This is a genomic window from Novosphingobium sp. (assembly GCF_036820275.1).
Taxonomy (GTDB): domain Bacteria; phylum Pseudomonadota; class Alphaproteobacteria; order Sphingomonadales; family Sphingomonadaceae; genus Novosphingobium.
Window position 1 is genome coordinate 25,729 of record NZ_DAISLT010000017.1, and the last position, 22,552, is coordinate 48,280.

Below are 22,552 nucleotides of genomic sequence, written 5' to 3' on the forward strand. Positions count from 1 at the left end.
GCGGGATGGCGCGGATCTCTGACGGCCTTGTCGGCAAAGTCGCGGTTGTCACCGGCGCCACGCGCGGCATCGGCAAGGGCATTGCCTGCGCCTTGGCCGAGCATGGCGCGACCGTCTACGTCACCGGCCGGACCACAGGTGCGGGACAGAACCCGTTGCCGGGCACGCTGGCGGAGACGGTGGAGGCGGTGAACGCACGCGGCGGCAAGGGCGTCGCCGTGGAGCTAGATCTGAAGGACGATGGCCAGATCGCGGCGCTGTTCGATCAGGTGCGCCGCGATGAGGGGCGGCTCGACATCCTCGCCAACAATGCCATGGCCATTCCCGATGCTATGACCCGGCGCGATGGCTTCTGGGAAAAGCCGCTGGCCGAGTGGGAGATCTGGGATACCGGTATGCGCGCCGCCTATATCGCCGCGTGGCATGCAGCCCGGATCATGGTGCCGCAAGGCTCGGGACTGATCGCTGCGTTATCCGGCTACGTGGGCGTGACTTACACCTACGACGTCGTGTTCGGCACCACCAAGACCGCGACCGATCGGATGATGCGCGACATGGGTCACGAACTGCGCGATACCGGTGTCAGCGCCGTCTCGCTCTGGCAGGGGTTCACGTATACCGAACGCGCGACGGAAAACCTGAAGACGGTGCCCGGCATGGCCAGCCAGCTGAACAGCGCGGTCGGCTCCTCGCCCGAGTTTCCGGGGCGGGTGATCGCGGCGTTGGCTATGGACCCGGAGGTCAAGGGGCGCTCCGGCGGTACCTTCATCAATGCCGAACTTGCCGCCGAATATGGCGTGACCGACAAGGACGGTCACGCTGTCCCCTCTCTTCGCGAAACGCGCGGCAGCCCGTTGTGGGCTGCCGGAGACACCACCTGGAGCAAGCCATGACCGAACGTCGCTTTGATGGACGCGTTGCCGTCGTGACCGGCGGAGCGCGCGGGTTGGGCCGCGCTTATGCCGAACTTCTGGGATCTCTGGGCGCGCGGATCGTGATCAACGACAACGGCAGCGCGATGTCGGGTACCGGCTCGGACGCAGGTCCGGCCGAGGAAGCCGTGCAGACGCTTCGCGACGCCGGCTGCGAGGCCGTCGCCTGCACCGAAAGCGTGGCAACACCGGAGGGCGGCAAAGCCATCGTCGAGGCGGCGCTGGACGCGTTCGGGCGGATCGACGTGCTGATCCACAACGCCGGCAACAATCGCTTCGCTCCGCTGGACACGATCAGCTACGACGATTTCCGGAGCGTGCTGGACGTGCACCTGCTGGGCGCCTTCCACGTCGTGCGCCCCAGCTTCGAGCGCATGGCGAAGCAAGAGTACGGCCGGGTCGTGCTCACCGGATCAATCGGCGGGCTCTATTCGATGCCGAGCGTGGTCAACTATGCGGTTTCGAAGTCCGGCATGATCGGGCTGAACAACATCGTGGCCATCGAAGGGGCGGCGCATGGGGTGAAATCCAACATGATCCTGCCCGGGGCGGTGACGCGCATGGCCGAAGGACTGGACACGTCCCAATACCCGGCCATGGGACCGGAACTTGTAGCGCCAGTGGTGGGTTGGCTGGCGCACGAATCCTGCTCGGTCACAGGAGAGATGTACGTTTCAATGGGCGGGCGCGTGGCCCGGGCGTTCATATCGGAGACCGAGGGTGTCTACCGCCCGGACTGGACCATCGATAGTGTGGTAGCCGAAATCGGCGACATACGCGACATGGCGCGTCAATGGACCTTCCATCCGGCCGAAAATGGCTTTGGGGAGCACATGGCGCGCAGTTTTGATTTGGTGCGTCGCCACGAATTCTAGCTTAGCGTCGAGCGAGTAAGGGCAGGCGTGCCAGCACCAAGCTGGCCAACCTCGGGAGTTGGTACAGGGAATGCTATTTCAGGGTAATCTTGATTGGGCGGCGTTGGATCGCAGGACGGAGAGCCCGCACTCATGATTCCGCGCCATGCCAGAGATTCGGGGGCTCAGTGGATGCCGGAGGCGGCTTCCGAGGTGATCCAAGCGCGCATTCTTCGCTTTTTCCCTAAACTGATCAACGATCTTGGCGGCAATCCGGCTGCGATCCTTTCGGCGCATGGCCTCGACGAAGAGACATGCGAGCAGGAGGCCGTGGTCACGTGCCGGCAATGGGTTCGTGTCCTGGAGCACGCCGCTGCGGTCCTTGGCGTTGCCGATATCGGTATGCGTCTTGCTGAGCGGCAAGGGGGGACTGGCGTGTTTGGGGCGTTGGGCCAAGTCATGCAGAACTGCCATACCTTGGGCGAGTCTCTTAGCTATGCGGCGACCCATAATTCGGCCCATTGCCTTGCTGCGCGGGTCTGGATGGGCCGGACTGCATCTGGACGCTCGATATTCATGGGGCACGAACTGCTCGCGGAGGAACTCTCGACGCGGCAACAGGCAGTTGAACATATCCTGCTTGCGGGACACCTCGCGGTAGGCGATTTGACAGGCGGGCGCACGAAGGCCCGCAGGGTGCATTTCCGCCATCAGGCGACGTCATCGATACCGGTTTACCATCGCCATTTCCGGTGTGATGTTCGCTTTTGCTGCAATGAAGATGGCATCGCATTCACTGCAGCGGATCTTGCTGCACCCATCCTGGAGCGGGATGAAGGATCCTTTGATCAGCTCCTGGAAACCGTGGAGCAAACATACGGTACGCGCCAAGCCACATTTGCCGCACAAGTGCGCGGCGTAGTGATGCCGATGCTCTGGACGGGCATGTGCTGCGTCGAGGACGTGGCTAGAGTGCTCAAGGTCCATCCACGGGCGCTGCATCGGCGCCTGCAAGCTGAAGGGTGCTTGTTTCAATCCATCAAGGATGAAGTGAGGAGTGATATTCTGCTCTATTACCTCAAGCGCACAGAACTTCCGCTCGGCAAGATATCGGAAAAGCTTGGGTTTTCGGAGCAGTCCGCCATGACAAGATTTGCGCGCGCCCGGTTGCATTCATCACCTCGGGAATTAAGGCGAGGCTTTCAACTGCGATAAGAAAGAGCATACTATATCCGCGCTTCACGCGGGTTATGAAATCTTGCGTGAGAATCAGCGTGCTCTCGATCATTGGCAACTTCAGCCGCGATCTGCCCCCACCGAGTGGACAAATAGGTTTGTTAGTGATGGGGGCGCGCGCTGATCGCCGAATGCGCGCCACTGTACGAGGTTCTGGGAAAAGCCGGCAAAGGCCTGTTCGCCGACCTTGCCTTCCCCAAAGTAGCCGTTGCCTATCGCGCGCAAGGCATCCTTTTCGGCGAACTGGTGAATGGCTCCGGTTGCAGCATTGGCTTCGACCGCCCGCGCGGTGGCAGGATCGGAAAGGTCCTTGCGGGAAAGAGCAGGGGCCAGGCTGCCGAGTTGGCGCGCGCCCTCGATCCCGCCGAGTGCAAAAACTGTCGAGCCGCGTGCGCCCGGGCTTTCGCCGAGCACATGACCTGCCTCACCGAAGGTGCGGTTGTTCTGGAACGTCGTTCGCTCGCGAAATCGCCGAAACTGGAGGCAGCGCTGCGCCGTGAGTCGGTTCCAAGCGCCGAGGCCTGGGCCTCGAGCGCGGAAGCCTGCCCTTCTGCCGTGGCCATCGGGGCCGCTGCGGCCGCCCCCTGACCGGCGATGCCCAGCGAGCCCGAGGTGAAGGTGGAGAAAACGTTGCCGCTGAAGCGGAAGACGGTGAAGACGAAAGCACCGGCAAGACCCGCGGCCGCCGTTCGAAACGTGCCGAAGATGGCCAGCGCCTTCATCGCTGCCGAAGGCGCCAATAGCCAGGCATTGGAGGCAAAGTTGTTGGTGCGCAGTTCCGAAAGGCTCGCCATCGCCGCGAATGAGGCGGGCACGCCGTCGACGGCCTGGTAGGCATTGCGTACGCGGTCATAGACGTGGACGGTGCCGGTCGAGGCGATGAGGCCGACGAAGACGCCGACCCCGAACAGGATCTGAAATCCGAACGCCACCAGACCCATTCCGGAACCGCGGACGCTGGCGATGACCGCGCCTAGTACGATACCGGCTGTCGCGATGATGAGGACCAGGGTTTCGTAGCGGGGGTCGCCGAAGATCATCTCGTCTAAAAAGTCGAGGCTTCAACCTCGTTTGGGACCCAGAGACGTCCACCCACCCCCGCTAGGCCGCGATCATGAGGCACGGACAGCCAGCTCACAGAGCCGTCCGAGACCCCGACGACAACCATTGGCAAACGGGCATGAGAAAAATGGAACGGCAATGCAAAAATCAATTAGACAACAACTTTGCTCGGTGCGCTGAATGTGAAGTTGGGTATCTGAGCTTGGTGAGGGGAAGGGGGTTAGCTGCATGTCCCCGCAACCACCGATACCGACATTGGCGTAGCAACAGATCCGGATCCGCCGTTGTTTCCGGCGGTTTCGTGCTGCGATGCCCATTCCATAATAGCCCCGAACTCACCGTGAAGCGTGGCATTCATCTCGCCAGGTTTGGCGCCGGGAAACAGCGTGACGCGCTCGATCAGACCGCGAATGGCGCATGCCGCCTCGTCTCGTTCAGAGGGATGATGAAGCGCCTCGGATAGGCGCTCAACTTTCTTGTAGTAGAACTTGGCAATGTTCGGATAGATATCCGGCGCAATAAAGGCGCCTCGCTCATCCGCGCCCGTATGGCATCTTCCTGTTCCTCCAGTGCCAACAGCTTGTCGACCAGACCTCGCGTGCCATCACCATCGGCTGAAACCAGCTTGAGGATAATCGACGTTCGCGGCATTAGGACGGCGCTGCAAGCATCGCGATGATCTGGTCTGTCATGGCCAAAGCTGCAGGCGATTGCGTCCGGCCTTTGCGTACGATCAGCCAGATGTCCGTATCGATCGGGGCAAGGTCGGTGATGGAAAGCGGCGTCAGCAGGTTGTTCGCAAACTCATGCGCTACGAACGCTGCGCAAGTCAGCCATATGCAGTCGGTGCGAAGTACAGTATCACGTAAGATGTGATAGTTATCGCATACGAAAGCGCCACCGCTTCCGAACCTTCCCGTAAGTTCTACCGCGCTCGCAGAAGGGTAGTCCGCGAGATCAGCGGCCTTCAGGTTACGCCGACCTGCAAGCGGGTGGCCTGCGCGCACAGCCATGACGAGCGGAAGCGTTGCGAGATGGCGCGCCTCTGTCCCCGGCACATTGGTGATCTGCCAGTTGTTGCCGACGATCATTTCTATGCGATCGTTCAGGAGTTCGGGCATGAGGTGTTCCGGGGGACGGACGAGCGCGGTCATCTGCAAGCCCGGCCGGTTCCGCAGGAGCGCTTCTCCGAGTTCCGGCAACAACAGGCTGGCCAGCAACGGCCCCATCCCGAAGCTGACCCGGCCGCCTTCGCCGCTGCCATAGAGCCTCAGACTGCGCTCCAGATCGGCAGAGGCCGCCAGCAGCGCGTTCGCGTGCTCGATCACCAGCGTACCGGCCGGCGTCGCGCGAACACCGCCGCGCCCGCGATCGAACAGCACTAGTCCGTACTGCTGCTCGAAAGCGGCGACGCTGCGGCTCAGCGCGGGCTGGGTGATCCGCTCTTCTTGCGCCGCGCGCGAAAAACTCCCGGTTCGCGCGACGGCGAGGATATGGCGCAGCTTCGTGAGGTCCATTGCATTACCCTTATGCATTCTAAGGTAATGTAATATGCATTGGACGACATCGCGCCACAATCCTAACCTGGCATGAAACCACGGGAGATGCTGGATGAGGTTACGGCGATGCAGGGCAATCCTGATGGTAGCAAGCGCGCTCTGCGCAATTCAGGCCAACGCTCAGGATCGCCGTGTCCTGCCGGTGCCCACGGCTGCCTTCGACGGCACCATGGCCGAGAACGTGCTGGACGCGAGGCCTGCGACGGGTCGCGTGGTGCAAGTACCGCAAGGTGCGCCGAACGTTTTCGTCATGATGAGTGACGATGTCGGCTTCGCAATGTCGAGTGCCTTCGGTGGGCCGGTGCCCACGCCTAATTTCGACCGGCTGTCCGCAGAGGGGCAGCGCTACAACCGCTTTCACACGACCGGCATCTGCTCGCCAAGCCGCGCCGCGCTGCTGACCGGGCGCAATCACCACGCTGCCGGTGTTGGTTGGTTGAGCGACGTACCATCGCCTTATCCCGGCTACGGCGGGCGCATCCTGCCGGAGACGGCAACGATTGCCCAGACTCTTCGCCTCAACGGCTACAGCACCGCGATGTTCGGCAAGCACCACAACACCCCCTCGAATGAGCGCAGCGAGGCGGGGCCATTCGACGCGTGGCCGACCGGGTTTGGGTTCGATTACTTCTACGGCTTCGTCGCTGGCGACATCGATCAGTATACGCCGACGCTGTTTCGGGGCATTCAGCGCGTCGATCCGCCTGAGGCCGGCGGCACCCGGCTGCTTGATGCCCGCCTTGCGGACGATGTCATCCGCTGGGTCCACAACCAGAAGGCGGGCGCGCCTGGAAAGCCGTTCTTTGCCTATCTCGCGCCGGGATCGACGCACGCGCCGCATCAGGCGCCGCCTGAGTACATCGCTCGCTTCAAGGGCAAGTTCGACAAGGGCTGGGACATTGTGCGCGAGGAGACATGGCGCCGCCAGCTCGCGATGGGGATTATCCCGAAAGGCACCCGGTTGACCCCGCGCCCCGCAGAGATACCCTCGTGGAACAGTCTGAGCGCCGTGCAAAAGGCCTTTGCTGCCCGCACCATGGAGGTCGCTGCGGCGCAGCTGGTTTTCCAGGACGAACAGATCGGACGGGTGATTGCCGAACTCGATCGCATGGGCGAGTTGGACAATACGATCGTAGCCATGATCCTCGGCGATAACGGTGCCAGCGCCGAGGCGGGACCGAAGGGTACGATCAACGAATTGCGCGGCATGGGCCGCCACGATGAGGATTCCGCCTGGCTCGAGGCGAACATCGAAAAGCTGGGCGGGCCGGACACTTACGAAAGCTATCCTGCCGGGTGGACCTGGGCGATGAACACGCCGCTGCGCTGGACCAAGCAGTATGCATCGTTCCTTGGCGGTATCCGCAACGGGATGATCCTTTCGTGGAAGGGCCATGTCGCCCATCCCGGCGCGATTTGCGACCAGTTCTCGCACCTCAACGATCTGGCGCCGACGTTCCTCGACGCTGCAGGGCTGCCGGCGCCTGATATGGTGCTGGGCGCGAAGCAGAAGCCCATCGACGGTGCGAGCCTGCTGCCCAGCCTTGCCAGTTGCGAAGGCATGAAGCCGCGCACCCAGTATTTCGAGATAGGCGGCAAGGTTGGCCTCTACCATGATGGGTGGTTCCTCTCGGGTGAGGATGGGCGCTTGGCCTGGGAAAACCTCCCGCCCGGCGGCACCCGACCCGAGATGCAGTGGACGCTCTACGACCTGAGCCGGGACTTCTCGCAGGCCACTGACCTGTCGGTGAAGGAGCCAGCGCGGCTCGCGGCAATGCAGGCGCTTTGGAAGCAGGAAGCGCAGCGCAACAACGTCTTCCCGCTCGACCACCGCTTCGCCATGGCGCGCGGCGCGGCGACGCTTAGTAACAATGGGCCGAAGCACTTCGATTTCTGGGGCAAGGACGTCAGCATCCCGACCCCAAACGGACCGATGCCGATACTGCGCTCGTTCACTTTGACGGCAGATCTCAAGCTTGACACCGCAGCAGCTTCCGGGGTCGTGACCGCGTATGGCAGCAAGTTCGGGGGATGGAGCCTCTATCTCGATCGGGGGCGTCCCGCGTTCATTGGCGCACGCTCGACCGATCCCAAGGAGATCACCCGTGTCGTTGCAGACCGCAAATTGCCCGAGGGCGCGAGCAAGCTGACGATGCGTTTCGCGGTCGAGAAGATCGCCGGCCCCGCTATCGTCACGCTCAGTGTGGACCGCACGGAGTTAGCGAGGGTGCAACTTCCTACCAGCATGCTGCTCGCGGCAGGTAATGGCGAAACGCTGGATATAGGCCGCGACTTAGGGGTGCCGGTGACCGATTACGTGACACCGCATGGCGCGATCGAGGGTAATATCCCTCACGTTAGCATCGTCTTCGACTGAGAGTGGCTGTCCCTTCGAGCAACTGCCTGCGCCAGGACGTGATCTTGCGACTTCCTTGCTCGAGGATTTCATTGTCGCTTGTAAGTGGGCGGTACGTCCCAACTAGGCAATGGCGGCAGATAGTAAATTAGGAGCCCGCAGAGAACGCTGGCCGGTATGCCGAGTATGACGAAAGGCGTATAGCTGCCGTATCGATCAAAGATCCAGGCAGCAGTTACAGGGCCAAAACCCGAGCCAGCGGCGATGAGGCCTCCAACTATGCCGAAGACCTTGCCGAAGTTGCGCATGCCAACGAAGCGACTGATCAAGTAGGCGGAGATTTGAAGCTTCGCGCCCGATGCGTAACCGATGACGATCATGGCGACGATGATCACCGTCGCGCTGCGGTCAGGGAGTAGAAGGAGCGCCAGCGCGCCCGCTGGAGCCAGCAAGGTGATCGCGCCCACCCGGCGCGCGTCCCAGCGGTCCGACATCCATCCTGTCGCAAGTTTCCCGAAAATCCCCGCGACGCCGCTCAGGCTGGCCAGATAGGCCGCGTCTTCGCGCGCTATGCCGAGATCGGTCAGCAGCGGAACCTGGTGAACGATGAAGGCCACGCCGATGAACATCGTCACGAGCGTTGAACAGGCAATCATCAGGAAGGATCGATCCATCAGCGCTGCGGACAGCGCGAGTCCCGGAAGATCGGGCCGGGCGCCGTCGTCCTCGATCCGGCGGCTGGCCCTTTCGTACCTGGCTCTCGCATCCCAGAACCAGAGTGCCACGACGATCAGGGCGATGCCGCCCCAGCCAGCGCCCAGCCAGACATAGGCCGCTCGCCATCCCTGGGTGTCGATCAGCATCCGCGTCAACGGCGGCGTGACGACCTGCGCTGCAGCAGCGCCGCACATTACCGCGCCAAGCGCCAGGCCTCGACCTGCGGTGAAGGTTCCCGTGATGGCGACCGTCCACACGGTCGACTTGATGCCCGTGGCGACAACGGCATAGAAGCTCCACAAAGCCATCCATTGGCCGAACGATCCGTTTGCCAAAGCAAAGCAACTGACCGCAATCGCGGTCAGCAGCAGTCCCAGGATTGCCGGGACGCGCGCGCCCCAGCGATCCACTACGCCGCCGATGATCGGGCCGAGAGGAATGGAAACCATCGCCGCGATGGACAGGCCGGCAGTTGCCTGGGCGCGCGTCCATCCGAAAGCGGCGGTCAACGGCTCCAGGAACAGCCCGGCGGAATAAGTTGTGAGCGAATGGAAGGAGAAGCCTATGAAAGCCGCCAGCACCAGTCCCCAGTGCTCCCTCCATTCCTGAAGGGCCGTCATCGGTACTGGCGGGATGCCGCCTTGCGCGATGGTCCTCGTCATGGCTGCTGCCTTGTCGGCCGGGCTGCTCCGCACCTCAGAAATTGAACTTGAGATTGACCCCGTAAGTGCGCGGCGGTGCCAGCACTTCGGTGACGCCGGTGGCCGTCGACAGGTCCTGAACGACATATTCGGTGTCGGTCAGGTTGCTGGCCCAGAATTCGATGCCGACCTGTTCGGAGGGCCGGTATTCGATCGAGCCGTTCAGCAGGTGGAAGCTTGCCTGTCGGGCGACGTTATCCGGCTCGAAGACATACCCGCTGTTGTAATTGTAGAGCGCCGAGAGGCGAAGGCTGCCGGTCTGTCCCACGTCGAAGGTATAGCTGCCGCCAAGGCTGGCGGCGAACTTGGAGGCGAGAGGGGTGTAGTTTCCGGAAACATCGCCGAAGCAGGTCGCGAGCCCGCCGGTGCGTGGACCGGGCAGCAGTACGCCGGGATCGGCGGTGCCAACCAGTGATGGCGGGCAGGTTGCCGGCCTGGGGTAGGAGATCGGCGCCTGGAAGTCGGAGTCGGGTCCGCCGAACCGCTGATACTTCGACCGCAGAAGATTGGCGCCGCCAAACACTCGGAACCCGTCGACGATCAGCGCTTCGAATTCCGCCTCCAGACCGTCCACCTTGACGGTGGCGGCATTGAGCAGGATGTTGGCGCCGGGGTTGGCGGCCGCGGCAGAACGGACCTGATAATCGTCGATGTCGTAGTGATAGGCGGAGACGTTGAGGCGCAGGCGGCGATCGAGCAGTTCGGACTTGATGCCTGCCTCATAGGCCATGATGAACTGTGGATTCACGGGCGGGCTTGTCGGGCTTTGCAGGCTGTATGTGCCTGCCTTGAAGCCGCGATTGATGGAAGCGTAGAGGCTGACGTCTTCGGCAAGCTCTTGGCGCAGCGCCGCCCTGTAGGTGAACTCGCTGTACTTGAGACGGGACAGGACCGTGGTGGTGGGAAGGACGGCACCGGTCAGCAGGGTCGGCGTTTGCGTGCCGTCGAAATCGCGGACGTCCTGCGTATAGCGCAGGCCCCCCGTAACCGTCGTGGTGGGCGTGATGGCATATGTCAGCTCCCCGAATGCCGCATAGGAGCGGGTAGTCAGCGAAGAGATGATGTCGATTTCGCGCAGGCTCTGCGCGGCGAAAGCGTCTCCGTTCTGATTCTGGTCGGTGCTTGCCCGGGAATAGAGGTAGAATAGGCCGGCCTGCCAGGTGAGCGGTCCGGAAGACGTGGAGGCAAGGCGAAGCTCCTGCTGGAAGGTTCTGCCTTTGGCCAGGTATTCGATGTTGACTAGGTTGAGCGGTCCTCCATCCACGTCGAAATGACTGTTGTTGGACGTGCGCCGAAGCGCGGTAATGCTGGTCAGGTCCGCGAAGCCGAGATCCAGTGCTCCCGTCAGGCTTACACCCCACAACCGAAGCTTCGTGAGCGCGTCATGATTGGCCGTCGTATCGTGCCCGCCCGGACCGACCGTTCCACCCGTGCCGACCGTCCCATCGGCCAGGCGCCAGCCCAGCCCGAGGTTGTCCGCGCTGCTGAAGTAGTCTCCCGAAAGTGTGAGCTTGAGCGTATCGAGAGGGCGGGCGACAAGCTTGGACCTTATGCCACGATATTCGTTGATCCCGTTCTTGGTGTCGCGCGTCAGATTCCTTCCCCAGCCATCCCTCTGATACTTGCTGGTCAAAGCGACATCGGCGCTGATCGTGTCGCTTATCGGAACGGCCGCATAGACCTGCGCGTCCACCGTACTGTAGTTCGAGTATCCTATCTTGCCATCCAGCCTTGCCTCCTGGCCCGGCTCGCGCGTGATGATGTGAATGAGGCCGCCGGTGGCATTTCGGCCGAACAACGTCCCTTGCGGCCCTTTCAGAACCTCGACACGTTCAATGCTGTTGAAGTTGTTGATCGTCTGGCTGAGGTCACCGAGGTAGACGCCGTCGACGTAGAAGGCATTGGCGCCTTCCTCTCCCGCAGCGGCGTTTGTGGTGCCCACGCCGCGGATGAAGAACAGGCCGCTCGGTCCGGATCGCGTCAATTGCACGCTTGGCACGATCTGCGGCAGGTCACGTGAAGTGTCCACGCCCGACTGGGCCAGCATATCGGCCGTCACGGCGCTTACCGCGATCGGCACATCCTGCAGGTTCTCCGCCCGGAGCTGTGCCGTGACGATGATCTCCGACAGTCCCGATGCAGGTTCCGCGCGGTTGATGGCAGTCGAGGGTTCGGCATTCCCGGAAGACTGCGCGTTGGCTGGCTGCGCAGATAACAGGGCAGGCACGGCGATCGCCGCTGCTGTCATTAAACGCGCACGTATCGAGACGCCTTCAAGCATGACGATTCCCCTCTTACGCCTCAGCCATCTGCCCCCTGCAAAGCGCGGAATCCGCCCTTGAAAGGTCGTCGGCAGAGCAGGAATTCCTGGGTTGCATGGCGCGGCGGACTCAGGGAATCCGCCACCTCTCCTGGTTTTTATTTTCTATACTTCGGGTATGAGTAATCGCGACGGCAGGGTTGTCAATGGCTTGGCGTCTACGCCATCGCTCAGGCGATCTGCTCGATATAGCCCTTCAGGAACATCGTAACGCGCATGGCGATTTCGTCATCATCGGCACGTTCGACCGGCGCGCCGAGTGCGGCCCTGAAGCCCCGCGTGCCCACGGTTGCGTCGTAGAACATCCGGGCGGCCGTGATCGTATCGAGCGGCGGGAAAACTCCCCGTTCGATTAAGGCGTCGAACAGGCGGGCGATCACGCGGAACAGGTTGTCCCGACCTTCGGTAATGACCTCGCTGACCGCTGCTTCGCGCTGAGTGGCTTCGGCCATGACGGCCCGCTCCAACGTTGTGAGGCGCTTGTCGAGCGAATGCTCGATAAGCTGGCGCGCCATTTTATGAAGGACGTCGCTCGGATCGGAATCCTCGGTCGCTATCTCGAAGCGAAAAGACGGACCCTCGGCGCGCATCGAATTGCAAACCGCTCTGAACAGCGCGTCCTTGTCCCCGACAAGCTCGTAAATCGTCTTCTTCGTTACCCCGGCGGCCGCGCCAACCTCGGACAGAGTGACGGAAGAGAACCCTCGCTCGACGAACATCTGTGTAGCGGCTTCAAGAATTCTGCCCCGGCGTAGAGAGAGCGCATCGGAAGAAAGCGGCGGACGTCCGCGGGTTCGGTGTTCGGCTGAAGCACTAGGCGCGACGATGCGTGACATCATTCTCTTAGCTATGCGTGAAGCTGACCTCGTGCAAGGGACATGACGCCGCTTCAAGGCAGGAGCCGACGGGACACGGAGTTGGGTTTCCACCAGCAGGGTCAGCGACAAAGTGCCTGGACACGCCGCCGGTCAGCGGGCTCCCTCAATGAACGCTTTCGCGCGCCACCGTTGTTCGAGTGTATGGCGAGAAAGAGCTGTTTTCTCGGACGGCAAACGCCGCATCGTGGGACATTCGCGACTGTCGACTTACCGGCGTCCGTCGAAGGTAAGCCAACGTTCGCTGCGCGCGTGCGCCGTCTCGCCTCTATGGCCTGCCACCGCAGCGTCGAGTCCACGTTATCGAAGATGCGTTGGCGCATTAATCAACCCGGTTCCATTTCCAATAGCTCCAGAGCACCGTCGACTAGGCGGATAACTTGGCGCTCAGTCAACGTCGTACGGAGTACGGCGACATGAAAGATGATCGTGCCGATCAGGGTATTGAACGCGAAATGACGCACTTGTTCGCTGGTGCGCGGGCGCGCCCGTTCCAGTTCGCGCAAGTAAAAGGCCTGTTCGTTCGCGCCATGGCGCGCCAGGGCGGCGGAAAGGTCGGCATGATGTTCGGCACTGACCGACATCATCAGCGTCGCGGGGCCGCGCGCGCCGGCCATGTAAGTGCATAACGCGCTGGAATGCGCGATCAGCACCTCGCGAGGGCTCATCGTCGGATCCGTTTTGGGCTCGATCCGGCGAGAGGTTTGCCCAAGTATCGCTTCGACCAGCTCCGCCTTGTTGGCGAAACGCCGATAGAGGGTGGATCGACTGCATCCGGCTAGTTCCGCCACGCCTTCGAATGTCAGGCCCTCATACCCTTTCTCGGCCAGAATACGCCAAGTGGCCTCCGCGATAGCCACGTTCTTTTCCTCGTCTCGTGGTCGCCCTCTGCCGCGCGCTGTTGCTTCCGTTTCGTCCGTCATCGCCTTCCCCTTACCTGATTCAGCCTCACAAATCTGTCACATAATAACGATACACGCTCGTCCCGTATTTCGGAATTGTAAAAAGGGGATTCGGGTCGTGATCGGAAAATTCGCATCGTTCGCAAGCGTTCTCGCGCTGAGCAGCGGACTGGTCGTTGCCGCTCCAGCCTATTCCGAGGAGGCCTCAGCGCAGCCTCTTCCGGCGCAAGAGAGGCCGGGCGGCGACATCGTCGTCACCGCGCGCAAGGTGAAAGAGAAGATCGGCGACGTACCGCTTGCCATCACCGTCATCGGCGGGGATGAACTGCGCCGTAACGACCACATCAGGTTGGAGGATCTGAACCAGCTTGTCCCCAGCACCAATGTCGTCGTCACCAATGGCCATCAAACCAGTATTTCCATCCGCGGCGTGGGCAACAATCCGGGCAGCGACGGGCTGGAGAACAGTGCGGGCGTGTTCATTGACGGCGTCTACCTCGGCCGGCCGGGCATGGCAGCGAGTGACCTCATCGATATTGCGCAAGTTGAAGTGCTGCGCGGACCGCAGGGCACGCTGTTCGGCAAGAATACCACGGCCGGTGCCGTGAACATCACGACAGAACTGCCGCAGTTCGATTGGGGCGGCCGCGCGGCGGTGACCTATGGCCGGTTCAACTATCAGCAGTATCAGGGTACCGTCACCGGCCCGATCAGCGATGATCTGGCCTTCCGTCTGACCGGGTACGACACCACGCGCGACGGCATCGTCAAGAACATGAGCAATGGCGACAAGGTCAGCGATCTGGGCCGGCGCGGCGCGCGGTTCCAGTTGCTCTACAAGCCGTCCAGCGATCTCAGCGTGCGTCTGATCGGCGAATATGCGCGCGAGCAGCAAAGCTCGGGCGCGGTCACGGTGATCCCAAGCTGGGGGCTGACCCCCGCGGCGATCCAGACCAAGCTGGACGCCACAGGCGCGATCCTGGCGGTCGATCCCGACGGCCTTACCACTGCGGCGGGCGGCCCCTACAGCACCGGCACGCGGCAGGGTGCTGGCTCGGCGGAGATCAACTGGAACTTCGGCAGCGGTTTTACGCTGACCTCGCTGACCGCCTACCGTTACTGGCAGTACGACAGCGCCTCGGACACTGAAGGCAGCAGCGCCGATGTCATGTACGGCGGCTATCACATCAAGAACGACCAATTCACGCAGGAAGTCCGCCTGGCCTTCCCGCGCATGGGCAACTTCGATGCGGTGGCGGGTGTCTATTACTTCTACCAGAAAGTCGATACCACGCAGTACGTCTCCTACGGCCAGGACGCGGCCGCATGGCTGGCGGGCATGCCAACGGCCGCGATCAGGGCCTATGCGCCGTTCTCGCCCGCACTGGCGACCCTGCTGGCTTACAACGGCACGCGCTGGGACACGCATGCCGCGCCGGAAACGAATAGCATCGCCGGCTTTGGTCAGGTCAATTGGCACGTGACCCCCCAATGGAACGTGACTGGCGGCCTGCGAGTGACTTACGAGACCAAGCAGGAAGACGTGACCCGGCTCGTGCCGGTCAGCACGGCCACGGGCGATCCTGTTGCCGCGCTCGCCTCGCAGGCGGCAGGGCCGATCCATGCGCGCATCTCCAACACCGCGCCCTCGTTCCTGATCAGCACCGACTACCGTTTCAGCCCCGAAGTGATGATCTATGCGCAGGTTTCGCGCGGGCAGAAGGCAGGCGGGCTCAATACCACGCTGCCGCCTGCAGGGCTGGGAGCCGATGCGCTCAAGGTGAAGCCGGAAACTGCCACCAACTACGAAGCCGGCATCAAGGGTGACTTCCTGAACCACGCGCTGACCGTCAATCTCGACGTGTTCCGCACTGACATCCGCAACTATCAGGCCAACGTGCTTATGGAAGTGAACGACCAAGTCGTCCAGCTTCTCACCAATGCCGGCAGCGCCCGCACGCAGGGTGTGGAAGCCGAAGCCACGCTGCGCCCGCTACAGGGTTTCACGCTCCACGGTTTCGCCGCCTACAACGATGCCAAGTACCGCGAATACACCGGAGGTCCATGCCCGGTTGAAATCACGGGACAAGCGACCTGCGACCTTTCGGGCCGCCCGATCGCCGGTGCGCCGAAATGGACCGCCGGTATCAACGGTTCTTACGAGCATGAACTCGCATCCGGCCTCGTGGGCTATGCCAGCGCCGAATTCTCCTATCGCTCGACCTACTTCGGCTCGCTCGACGATTCCGTGCTGACCCGCACCGGCGGCTACGGCCTGCTCAACCTGCGCGCGGGCCTGCGCCTGAACGACAACTGGGATCTCTCCGTCTGGGGCCGCAACGTCACGGACAGGAAGTATGCCACCAACTTCTTCAATTACGGCTCGGTCCTGCCGGGGACCTACGTGGCGTTCTTCGGCGATCCGGCGACTTACGGCGCGACGCTGCGCTTCTCGTTCTGACCCTTCCTGACATTGATCGGAGCATAGACCCATGAAATCGCTTACCCGCCTGCTCGCCCTGTGCACCTGCCTCACCGGCGTGGCCCTCGCCGCCGCGCCCGGAGCGGCCGCAGACAGGATGGACGACAACTTTACCATCGCCGTGATCCCGGACACGCAGAACTATGTCGACTACACCCACCAGAGCGCGGAAGGCTTCGCCTTCGACGCCAGCAAGCTGTTTCTCGACCAGATGGCTTTCGTGGCCGCTAACCTGAAAAGCGCCGGGGGCGACATCGCCTTCGTCGATGGTCTGGGCGACAACTGGCAGCACCAGTCGCTGACGATGGACCCGGGCCACGCCGCACGCGGTTTCAAGCGCGCGCCGAACCCGATGATGGATACCCACTTCGCGCCGACCGAAAAGGTCCACACCGTCGAGATGCCGACTGTTGGTCAAGGCTGGGACATGATTGCGGGCAAGGTGCCGTTCTCCGTCGTTCCCGGCAATCACGACTACGACGCGATGTGGACGGATTCGAACCATCCACCTGCCGCGCAGGTCCGCAGCGCAGCGGACGTGGGCATGCTGCATTCGGGCGGCTTGTCGAACTGGAAGAAAGTGTTCTCGGACAAGTCGAAGTACTTCAAGGGTCAATCCTGGTACGTCGCCAGCCATGACGATGGCGCCGACAGCGCGCAGATTTTCTCGGCTGGTGGCTATCGCTTCCTGCATATCGGCCTGCAGTTCGATGCGCCGAACGCCTCGCTGCAATGGGCAGCGGATGTCATCGCGAAGTATCCCGGCCTCCCGACGATCGTCTCGATGCACGACTTCTTGAACACTGCCGGCGAACGTCTGGCCAATCCGATCATTGACAATGCCGCCGTCGATCCGGAAGATAACAGCCCGCAGATGATCTGGGACAAGTTCCTCAGCCGTCACGACCAGATCTTCATGGTTCTATGCGGCCACGAACATGCGCAGGCCTTCCGCACCGACGCCAACGCCTTCGGCCATCCGGTCTATCAGGTGCTGGCAGACTACCAGGATCGTGCGCAGACGGCCAAAGATGCCGGTGCGAAACTGGAGCAAGGCATGGGTATCGGCGACGGCTGGCTGCGCCTGATGACCTTCGACATGGGCGCCAAGGTGCCGCAGGTAAAGGTATGGACCTATTCGACGCACTACAAGGTCAACAGCGTCGACGCGCCCGACTATGCCAAGTGGTACAAGGCCGAGGAAAAGCCCAAGCTGACTGACGACGAGTACATGAAGGCGGACGATTTTACGATCAACCTGATTGATTTCCGCACGCGCTTCGGCAAACTCGGTGCAGCTGGAAAGTAACTGCACCCAGGTATGATGGGTAGGCGAGTACGGCTCGAAATCGCACTCGCTTGCTCGTCACACACTGTTCTTCCAAATAGCCGCTGATCAGTTCGGCGCTCAGCTAGTTGTCACGCGCTTGGTGGATCACCGACATCGCCGGAAACGTTTCGGCCCTCGAGCTTATCACGCTGTTCCTGACCGATCGCGCGGAGCTGTGGCTCATCTACGATGGCCGTGCGCGGCGGAATGCAGGCGTTTCAGGCACCGATTGCGGCGACAGCATTGCGATGCTTGTCCCTTCCCGGTTCTGTCGCGTGTTACCGGACGCAAAAAATCATGTTCGGGATCATGACCGTTGCCGCTGCACCTCCCGGCGCGTTTGCGGTCCGCGTGATACCGATGGGTTGGACGCTCGGTTCAACATTGCCACCGTGCTGCAGGGGATCGTTCCCACGCTGATTTTCACGGTCGCCTAGCACCGCAGACGAAATTCGAGCTGGGCAGAGCTCAAGGTCGGCGTGAACCTCGATTCTCTCCCCGTCAGATCGCAATGTTCGAGGGGACGCGTGGGCGTGGGCACCGTGATCATCCTCCGCGGTTCGACTCTTCGATGCTTATTAAGCTCAATTTCTCGTTGCGGATGGTCCTAATCTTCAGTGGCGATCGACACACGCATGCCTTCAAGATCTGACGTCAGACGAATTTGGCAAGATAACCGCGAAGTATGATTGCGATAGTCGGAGCTTTCGAGAAGATCATCCTCATCGCTACTCATTGGGGGAAGTCTGTCGAGAAACTCTTCGTCGACATGGACATGGCAAGTGGCACAACTGCAGCATCCCCCGCACAATGCCAGGAGTTCGTCGGCACCAGCATCCCGAATGGCCTCCATGAGCGTTACGGTTGTGTCGCGATGAATCGTAATGAGTTCCCCATCGCGGCGAGTGACTTGGATCTGCGGCATGAATTTCCTTTCCTTCTATCCGCGAGCGGCGCGGTCTCAGACCTCTTTTTACGTTCCTTTGTGTAATGTAAAAATCGGAAAGGAGCAATCAACCGGGTACCGTGGCAGCGATGGGCGGCGGAATTGCACCAAATTGGGTTCAGCCCGAACAGCGGTAGGGCGATCTTTCCGGGGTCATGCCCCCGTCGATTTTGACGCTCACTCGACTTGGTATATCCGTTCTACTGGAGAACGTAAAATGCCGTCGTCGCTAATGACTGGGGAGAGTGGAATGAGACGAGTAGCTATCGTGACGGGCGCGGCGTCGGGCATTGGGCTTGGCGTTGCCCAGTGGTTCGCGCGCGCCGGCCACAAAGTTGCGATGATGGACCGCAACGGAGAAGCAGTTCGGAGCGCCTCGGAGGAACTCAATGCGGAGGGTCACTTAACCGTCGCCTTTGAGGTGGATATCGCTGATCGCGAAAACCTTGGCGTGGCGATTGAAAAGACTCGCGCGGCATTCGGTCCGATCGAAGTGCTGATCGCGAACGCTGGAATTTCCGAATACAAGCCGTTTCTGGAGATGGAAGTTGCGGAATGGCAGCGCATGCTCGACATCAATCTCACGGGTATGTTCCATTCGATCCAGCTCGCGCTGCCGGATATGGTTGCTGCAGGTTGGGGGCGCGTCGTGACAATATCGTCGATGAGCGCGCAAGTCGGCGCGCCAAATATGGCGCACTACGCGGCATCGAAAGGCGGTGTGACATCTCTCACGAAAGCACTGGCGCGTGAATTTGCCGAAAAGGGCATTACCGTGAACACCATTCCGCCAGCGATCGTGCATACCGGTTTGAGCCGCAGGACGGAAGAAGTCGATGGCACGAACCCACGCATCGAGGCCATGGTTCAAGCTGTGCCCGTTAAACGGATCGGTATGCCGGAGGACATCGCATCTGCCTGCGAATGGCTGTGCTCGGACGGTGCAAGTTACGTCACTGGGCAGGAAATCAATGTTAACGGGGGAATGTATTGCTGACACCGTGCGACCGGTAGTGTGATTGACACTGCTGAATACGGATTGGCGTGTGAACGTTCGTAATAATCTAAATTTAGTTTTCTAACCATTGTCCTGGCTACGACGGACGTAGCGCTGTGCATTGCTACGTTCGTCGGTGTCGTTCGGGAAAAAAGGCACAATCGGAGTTCGCTTTTTTGCTCGGGCCTAGCGGGTCAAGGATTGCATTACGTGATAGGCGCTGATGCTAGTGACGTCTAAGGACGTACAGTTTCCTGCCAGTGCCAACGAAGAGCATCCGCCTGTCAATCGCCGACTTGGCAATCCAGCGTTTTTGCAGTGTAGAGCGCTTTTCGATTTTTTGTTCGGTAATGCGAGCATTATCGCTTATCTTTGGGGCGCGAGAGCGTGCCTATCTATGGAGGTGCCCCGGCCCCGATTGGCGGCCGGGGCACGGTATGTTCAGGCAGGATCGAAGCCCACGTAAAGGTTGTTGAGGCCTCGCATGCTGAAAGTGGCCTCCCAGTCCCAGCGGCGTTCGCCCGCCGGGCCGTGTGCTTCCTCGACAAGCCAGATGTTTCGCGTGTGCTCGAGAAGCTTCTCGAACATGATGCGCACCTCGTAGCGAGCAAGCGGCGCACCGGCGCAGGTATGTGCGCCGCGGCCGAACGCGAGATGCTGCTTGATGCCGGGGCGCTTGAGGCGAAACTCGAGCGGGTCCTCCCAGCGCCGCGGATCGCGGTTTGCTGCCGAGATGGCGATTACGACCTTGTCGCCCGCCGCGATTTGATGACCACCGACCATCATTGGTCGCTTGGCGAGGCGCTTCACAGCTTTGGTTGAACCCTCGAGGCGGAGTACCTCCTCAAGAAAGTCGGGAATGAGTGCGGGGTTCTCGCGTAGCTGGGTTTGCATGCCGGGTATGTCTACGAGGTAGCGCATAGCGTTGCCGATCAGCTTGGCGCTCGTGTCCTGCCCGGCGCCAAACAGGAACGTCGCAAGGCGAATGAGCTCGGGAATGTCGGGTTGGGTGCCGTCCGGGAACGAAGCGTGCGCGAATTCCGAAAGAACATCGTCCTGGCGTTGCGTGGCGCGGCGTTCGGCGATGTAGAGGTAAAAGAATTGAGCCATGAACACGAGCGGGCTATTAGAGCTCGATTCAGCCTGTAGCTCGGCGGACTTAGCGGCCCATTCGATTTCCTTGCCCGGCGGAGGGGCGGCTTCCATCGAACCCGGCGGCGGCGCGGCGTCAATGATCTTGCGGAATTCATCGCGGTCTTCTTCAGGAACGCCTAGGATGTCGGACACGACATAGGTAACGAACGGGCTGGCGATTTCAGAAATGAGCTCACAGCTGCGATTGGCGACGACCGCACGCGCCATCTTGTCGGCGAGCTCCGTCACATAGGTCTGATTTTCGCGTAACCTCGACGGCGTGAACAGTGCTGCTATCAGCGAGCGCGACTGGGCGTGAGATGCGCCATCCTTCGCCACCAGCAGATCCGACATCGGAATCTCGGGCCGATGCTCGACCAGCAAATCCGTGATGTCGTCGCCCTCGACCGCGAAAGGCAGTGGGAGAAGGGGGCCGCTTACGCTGATTGCATTCGACCAGTCATTCGCGTTGTTCAGAATTTCAACCGCTGCCTCAAATCCGGTTACCAGCCAGAGGTCTCGGTTGGCCATCCTGCAAACAGGGCCCTTGGCCCGCATTTCCTCGAACCATCCGTATGGATCGAGGAGGACCGACATGTCCGTGTAGTAATCCCGCTCGATAGCGTTCATTGCCTATCCTTCCCAATTTAGTGTTACACCGTGTAATATATATCTCGGGAAGTGATGGCAATGGGACATCGTGCCGGGAGGGCGGTTTTGGGTGGGAGCGGGGGAGTCAGTTGGGGTTCTGTACCAAGTATCGCTCGGGCATTTTACATAGCCGTCCGGGATCCAGCCGCAGCTCTGCTGAAGCGTTTACAACTCGGCCAGGGAGCAACGTTGGGCTCCTAAAAATGCTATTCGCTGAAGCGGACGTTGCTGTGGCTGAGGAGTCGAAGGAGTGCTTGCCTCGTTTAGCGGAAGCATTGAGAAAAGTTAGCGGCTAGGTCGGATTCGGCATCGTTCGCCCTGACGCCCTCAGTCAGCCTTGCGTTTTGGGGCGGATGTTCGCATCAGAGAGTATGACCGCCAAAACAGCCAGCAAGAAAAATGACAAGAGGCCTGTTGCCGAAAAGAAGCGTATCAGCCGTCCCTATGATGCGCGGGCGCAACGGTCGAGGGTAGCGCTTCGCGACGCATTGCTGAGCCTGATTGAAGAACGCGAGTTCGGATCGATCACCATCAAGGAAATAACAGCGGCAGCAGGTGTCAGCTATCCGGTGTTTTTTCGCCAGTTCTCGAGCACCGACGCGCTTCTGGCCGATGTGGCGACCGAACAGGTCCGCCAGCTTCTCGGCTATTCGAGCGATGCCTTCGATCCGCGTTACGACGGGCGTCTTGAAGAGATGTGCGATTATGTGCACGAGCACCGGAAATTATGGAGACCGCTTCTCACAGGCGGCGCATCCCCAGCCATGAGGGATGAGTTCGCCCGGATATCCGCTGAGTTCAGGTCCGCCCGCCCTCGTGCTAACCCGCTGCTGCCGGTCGATCTTGTAACCGAACTCGTCACCAACGCCATTTTCGACATCCTCACCTGGTGGATGAGGCAACCTGACGACTATCCGATTGGAAACGTCGTGAAGTTGCTCGATGCGTTGATTGTTCGCGTCTATTCCCGCCCGATCAAGATCGAACTCGAATAGACGGGCTGCTGGGACTTGCAATTCGCCGCCATTCAAAACCCTAAGCTTTTCAATAGGATTTCGCTTTCGTCCCAGAGCCGCTCGGCAGCAGTGTCATCAAGAGCAGCGGCGCTCGCAGCTTCTTCTGCCTTTCTGAAGAAGTAGCGCCCGCCGGGGTGACCGCCTTCGCTTGTAGTCGCCAGCCAGACGATCGTTTCGGCGGGTTCTACGGGCGATACCGTAGACGCGGACGCCATATGTTCCTGCAAATGCCGGTCGCCATAACTTGCAAAATTGCTATCGACCTGGCCGGGATGCATCGCCTGCGATACAATCCCACTCGCTGCGTAACGCTTATCCAACTCCCGTGAAAACAGGATGTTGGCGAGCCGCGTGCGCGTGCCACCGCCCAAGATCAGGATTGGAGAAGAGGATGGTGGAAGCTATCAGGGAACAGCCGAGCCTGTCCTGCACGCGCGGCCGGGTGTTCGCTATGCTGAGCACTATATTATGTCGACTATCAG

At 61.0% G+C, this 22,552-nt stretch carries 16 protein-coding genes and 1 pseudogene; 8 read left to right on the plus strand and 9 right to left on the minus strand.

Annotation, left to right across the window (positions count from 1 at the left end; all coding sequences use genetic code 11):
• Nucleotides 1-5 precede the first annotated feature (5 nt).
• The 3 genes from V7066_RS14600 (at nucleotide 6) to V7066_RS14610 (ending at nucleotide 3,001) form a co-directional block, all read left to right on the plus strand.
• A complete protein-coding gene (locus V7066_RS14600; RefSeq protein WP_334183771.1) occupies nucleotides 6-893 on the plus strand; it encodes an SDR family NAD(P)-dependent oxidoreductase in 888 nt (295 codons plus the stop codon).
• Nucleotides 890-1,807, plus strand: a complete 918-nt coding sequence (locus V7066_RS14605; RefSeq protein WP_334183772.1) for an SDR family NAD(P)-dependent oxidoreductase — start codon at nucleotides 890-892, stop codon at nucleotides 1,805-1,807. Before V7066_RS14600 ends, V7066_RS14605 begins: the two co-directional genes overlap by 4 nt.
• A 132-nt stretch (nucleotides 1,808-1,939) precedes the next feature.
• On the plus strand, nucleotides 1,940-3,001 hold the full coding sequence (locus V7066_RS14610; RefSeq protein WP_334183773.1) for an AraC family transcriptional regulator ligand-binding domain-containing protein: 1,062 nt from the start codon (nucleotides 1,940-1,942) through the stop codon (nucleotides 2,999-3,001).
• 135 nt (nucleotides 3,002-3,136) lie between these two features.
• Here V7066_RS14610 and V7066_RS14615 read toward each other — a convergent pair.
• Both V7066_RS14615 and V7066_RS14620 read right to left on the minus strand, forming a co-directional pair.
• A pseudogene (locus tag V7066_RS14615) lies at nucleotides 3,137-4,062 on the minus strand (conjugal transfer protein TraG N-terminal domain-containing protein); the annotation flags it as partial.
• Between the two features lie 672 nt (nucleotides 4,063-4,734).
• Nucleotides 4,735-5,601 (minus strand): LysR family transcriptional regulator, encoded by an 867-nt coding sequence (locus tag V7066_RS14620; protein ID WP_334183774.1) that lies wholly within the window; start codon nucleotides 5,599-5,601, stop codon nucleotides 4,735-4,737.
• Between the two features lie 124 nt (nucleotides 5,602-5,725).
• Here V7066_RS14620 and V7066_RS14625 point away from each other — a divergent pair, with 124 nt between their 5' ends.
• Nucleotides 5,726-8,020, plus strand: coding sequence for an arylsulfatase (locus V7066_RS14625; RefSeq protein ID WP_334183775.1), 2,295 nt, complete (start codon nucleotides 5,726-5,728; stop codon nucleotides 8,018-8,020).
• Between the two features lie 68 nt (nucleotides 8,021-8,088).
• Here V7066_RS14625 and V7066_RS14630 read toward each other — a convergent pair whose 3' ends face one another.
• The 4 genes from V7066_RS14630 to V7066_RS14645 all read right to left on the minus strand — a co-directional run bounded on the left by V7066_RS14630 (nucleotide 8,089) and on the right by V7066_RS14645 (nucleotide 13,535).
• Nucleotides 8,089-9,378, minus strand: coding sequence for an MFS transporter (locus tag V7066_RS14630; protein ID WP_334183776.1), 1,290 nt, complete (start codon nucleotides 9,376-9,378; stop codon nucleotides 8,089-8,091).
• 34 nt (nucleotides 9,379-9,412) lie between these two features.
• A complete protein-coding gene (locus V7066_RS14635; RefSeq protein WP_334183777.1) occupies nucleotides 9,413-11,665 on the minus strand; it encodes a TonB-dependent receptor in 2,253 nt (750 codons plus the stop codon).
• A gap of 242 nt (nucleotides 11,666-11,907) precedes the next feature.
• Nucleotides 11,908-12,576 (minus strand): TetR/AcrR family transcriptional regulator, encoded by a 669-nt coding sequence (locus tag V7066_RS14640; protein WP_334183778.1) that lies wholly within the window; start codon nucleotides 12,574-12,576, stop codon nucleotides 11,908-11,910.
• 362 nt (nucleotides 12,577-12,938) lie between these two features.
• Nucleotides 12,939-13,535 carry a TetR/AcrR family transcriptional regulator gene (locus V7066_RS14645; protein WP_334183779.1) on the minus strand — a complete coding sequence of 199 codons (597 nt, stop codon included), beginning with the start codon at nucleotides 13,533-13,535 and terminating at the stop codon, nucleotides 12,939-12,941.
• 97 nt (nucleotides 13,536-13,632) lie between these two features.
• Between V7066_RS14645 and V7066_RS14650 the strand changes: the two genes are divergently transcribed.
• Nucleotides 13,633-15,975 (plus strand): TonB-dependent receptor, encoded by a 2,343-nt coding sequence (locus V7066_RS14650; RefSeq protein ID WP_334183780.1) that lies wholly within the window; start codon nucleotides 13,633-13,635, stop codon nucleotides 15,973-15,975.
• Between the two features lie 31 nt (nucleotides 15,976-16,006).
• Nucleotides 16,007-17,305, plus strand: coding sequence for a metallophosphoesterase (locus tag V7066_RS14655; RefSeq protein ID WP_334183781.1), 1,299 nt, complete (start codon nucleotides 16,007-16,009; stop codon nucleotides 17,303-17,305).
• A gap of 628 nt (nucleotides 17,306-17,933) precedes the next feature.
• Here the strand turns inward: V7066_RS14655 and V7066_RS14660 are convergent.
• Nucleotides 17,934-18,251, minus strand: coding sequence for a 2Fe-2S iron-sulfur cluster-binding protein (locus V7066_RS14660; protein ID WP_334183782.1), 318 nt, complete (start codon nucleotides 18,249-18,251; stop codon nucleotides 17,934-17,936).
• Nucleotides 18,252-18,522: 271 nt separating this feature from the next.
• Here V7066_RS14660 and V7066_RS14665 point away from each other — a divergent pair, with 271 nt between their 5' ends.
• Nucleotides 18,523-19,269 carry an SDR family NAD(P)-dependent oxidoreductase gene (locus V7066_RS14665; RefSeq protein WP_334183783.1) on the plus strand — a complete coding sequence of 249 codons (747 nt, stop codon included), beginning with the start codon at nucleotides 18,523-18,525 and terminating at the stop codon, nucleotides 19,267-19,269.
• A 441-nt stretch (nucleotides 19,270-19,710) separates the two neighbouring features.
• On the opposite strand, the gene V7066_RS14670 is transcribed toward V7066_RS14665, so the two are convergent.
• Nucleotides 19,711-21,033 (minus strand): cytochrome P450, encoded by a 1,323-nt coding sequence (locus V7066_RS14670; protein ID WP_334183784.1) that lies wholly within the window; start codon nucleotides 21,031-21,033, stop codon nucleotides 19,711-19,713.
• A 392-nt stretch (nucleotides 21,034-21,425) separates the two neighbouring features.
• On the opposite strand from V7066_RS14670, the gene V7066_RS14675 reads away from it, so the two are divergent.
• Entirely contained in the window at nucleotides 21,426-22,049 is a 624-nt protein-coding gene (locus tag V7066_RS14675) for a TetR/AcrR family transcriptional regulator (RefSeq protein ID WP_334183785.1), read from the plus strand.
• A gap of 32 nt (nucleotides 22,050-22,081) precedes the next feature.
• On the opposite strand, the gene V7066_RS14680 is transcribed toward V7066_RS14675, so the two are convergent.
• The gene (locus tag V7066_RS14680) at nucleotides 22,082-22,390 is read right to left on the minus strand and encodes a hypothetical protein (protein ID WP_334183786.1); all 309 of its coding nucleotides are present in this window, start codon (nucleotides 22,388-22,390) and stop codon (nucleotides 22,082-22,084) included.
• Nucleotides 22,391-22,552 lie beyond the last annotated feature (162 nt).

Bases quoted from the DNA above. Each gene is read 5' to 3' on its own strand.
- V7066_RS14600 (WP_334183771.1), top strand. From the start codon at position 6: ATGGCGCGGATCTCTGACGGCCTTGTCGGCAAAGTCGCGGTTGTCACC.
- V7066_RS14605 (WP_334183772.1), top strand. From the start codon at position 890: ATGACCGAACGTCGCTTTGATGGACGCGTTGCCGTCGTGACCGGCGGA.
- V7066_RS14610 (WP_334183773.1), top strand. From the start codon at position 1,940: ATGATTCCGCGCCATGCCAGAGATTCGGGGGCTCAGTGGATGCCGGAG.
- V7066_RS14620 (WP_334183774.1), bottom strand. From the start codon at position 5,601: ATGGACCTCACGAAGCTGCGCCATATCCTCGCCGTCGCGCGAACCGGG.
- V7066_RS14625 (WP_334183775.1), top strand. From the start codon at position 5,726: ATGGTAGCAAGCGCGCTCTGCGCAATTCAGGCCAACGCTCAGGATCGC.
- V7066_RS14630 (WP_334183776.1), bottom strand. From the start codon at position 9,378: ATGACGAGGACCATCGCGCAAGGCGGCATCCCGCCAGTACCGATGACG.
- V7066_RS14635 (WP_334183777.1), bottom strand. From the start codon at position 11,665: ATGACAGCAGCGGCGATCGCCGTGCCTGCCCTGTTATCTGCGCAGCCA.
- V7066_RS14640 (WP_334183778.1), bottom strand. From the start codon at position 12,576: ATGATGTCACGCATCGTCGCGCCTAGTGCTTCAGCCGAACACCGAACC.
- V7066_RS14645 (WP_334183779.1), bottom strand. From the start codon at position 13,535: ATGACGGACGAAACGGAAGCAACAGCGCGCGGCAGAGGGCGACCACGA.
- V7066_RS14655 (WP_334183781.1), top strand. From the start codon at position 16,007: ATGAAATCGCTTACCCGCCTGCTCGCCCTGTGCACCTGCCTCACCGGC.
- V7066_RS14660 (WP_334183782.1), bottom strand. From the start codon at position 18,251: ATGCCGCAGATCCAAGTCACTCGCCGCGATGGGGAACTCATTACGATT.
- V7066_RS14665 (WP_334183783.1), top strand. From the start codon at position 18,523: ATGAGACGAGTAGCTATCGTGACGGGCGCGGCGTCGGGCATTGGGCTT.
- V7066_RS14670 (WP_334183784.1), bottom strand. From the start codon at position 21,033: ATGAACGCTATCGAGCGGGATTACTACACGGACATGTCGGTCCTCCTC.
- V7066_RS14675 (WP_334183785.1), top strand. From the start codon at position 21,426: ATGACCGCCAAAACAGCCAGCAAGAAAAATGACAAGAGGCCTGTTGCC.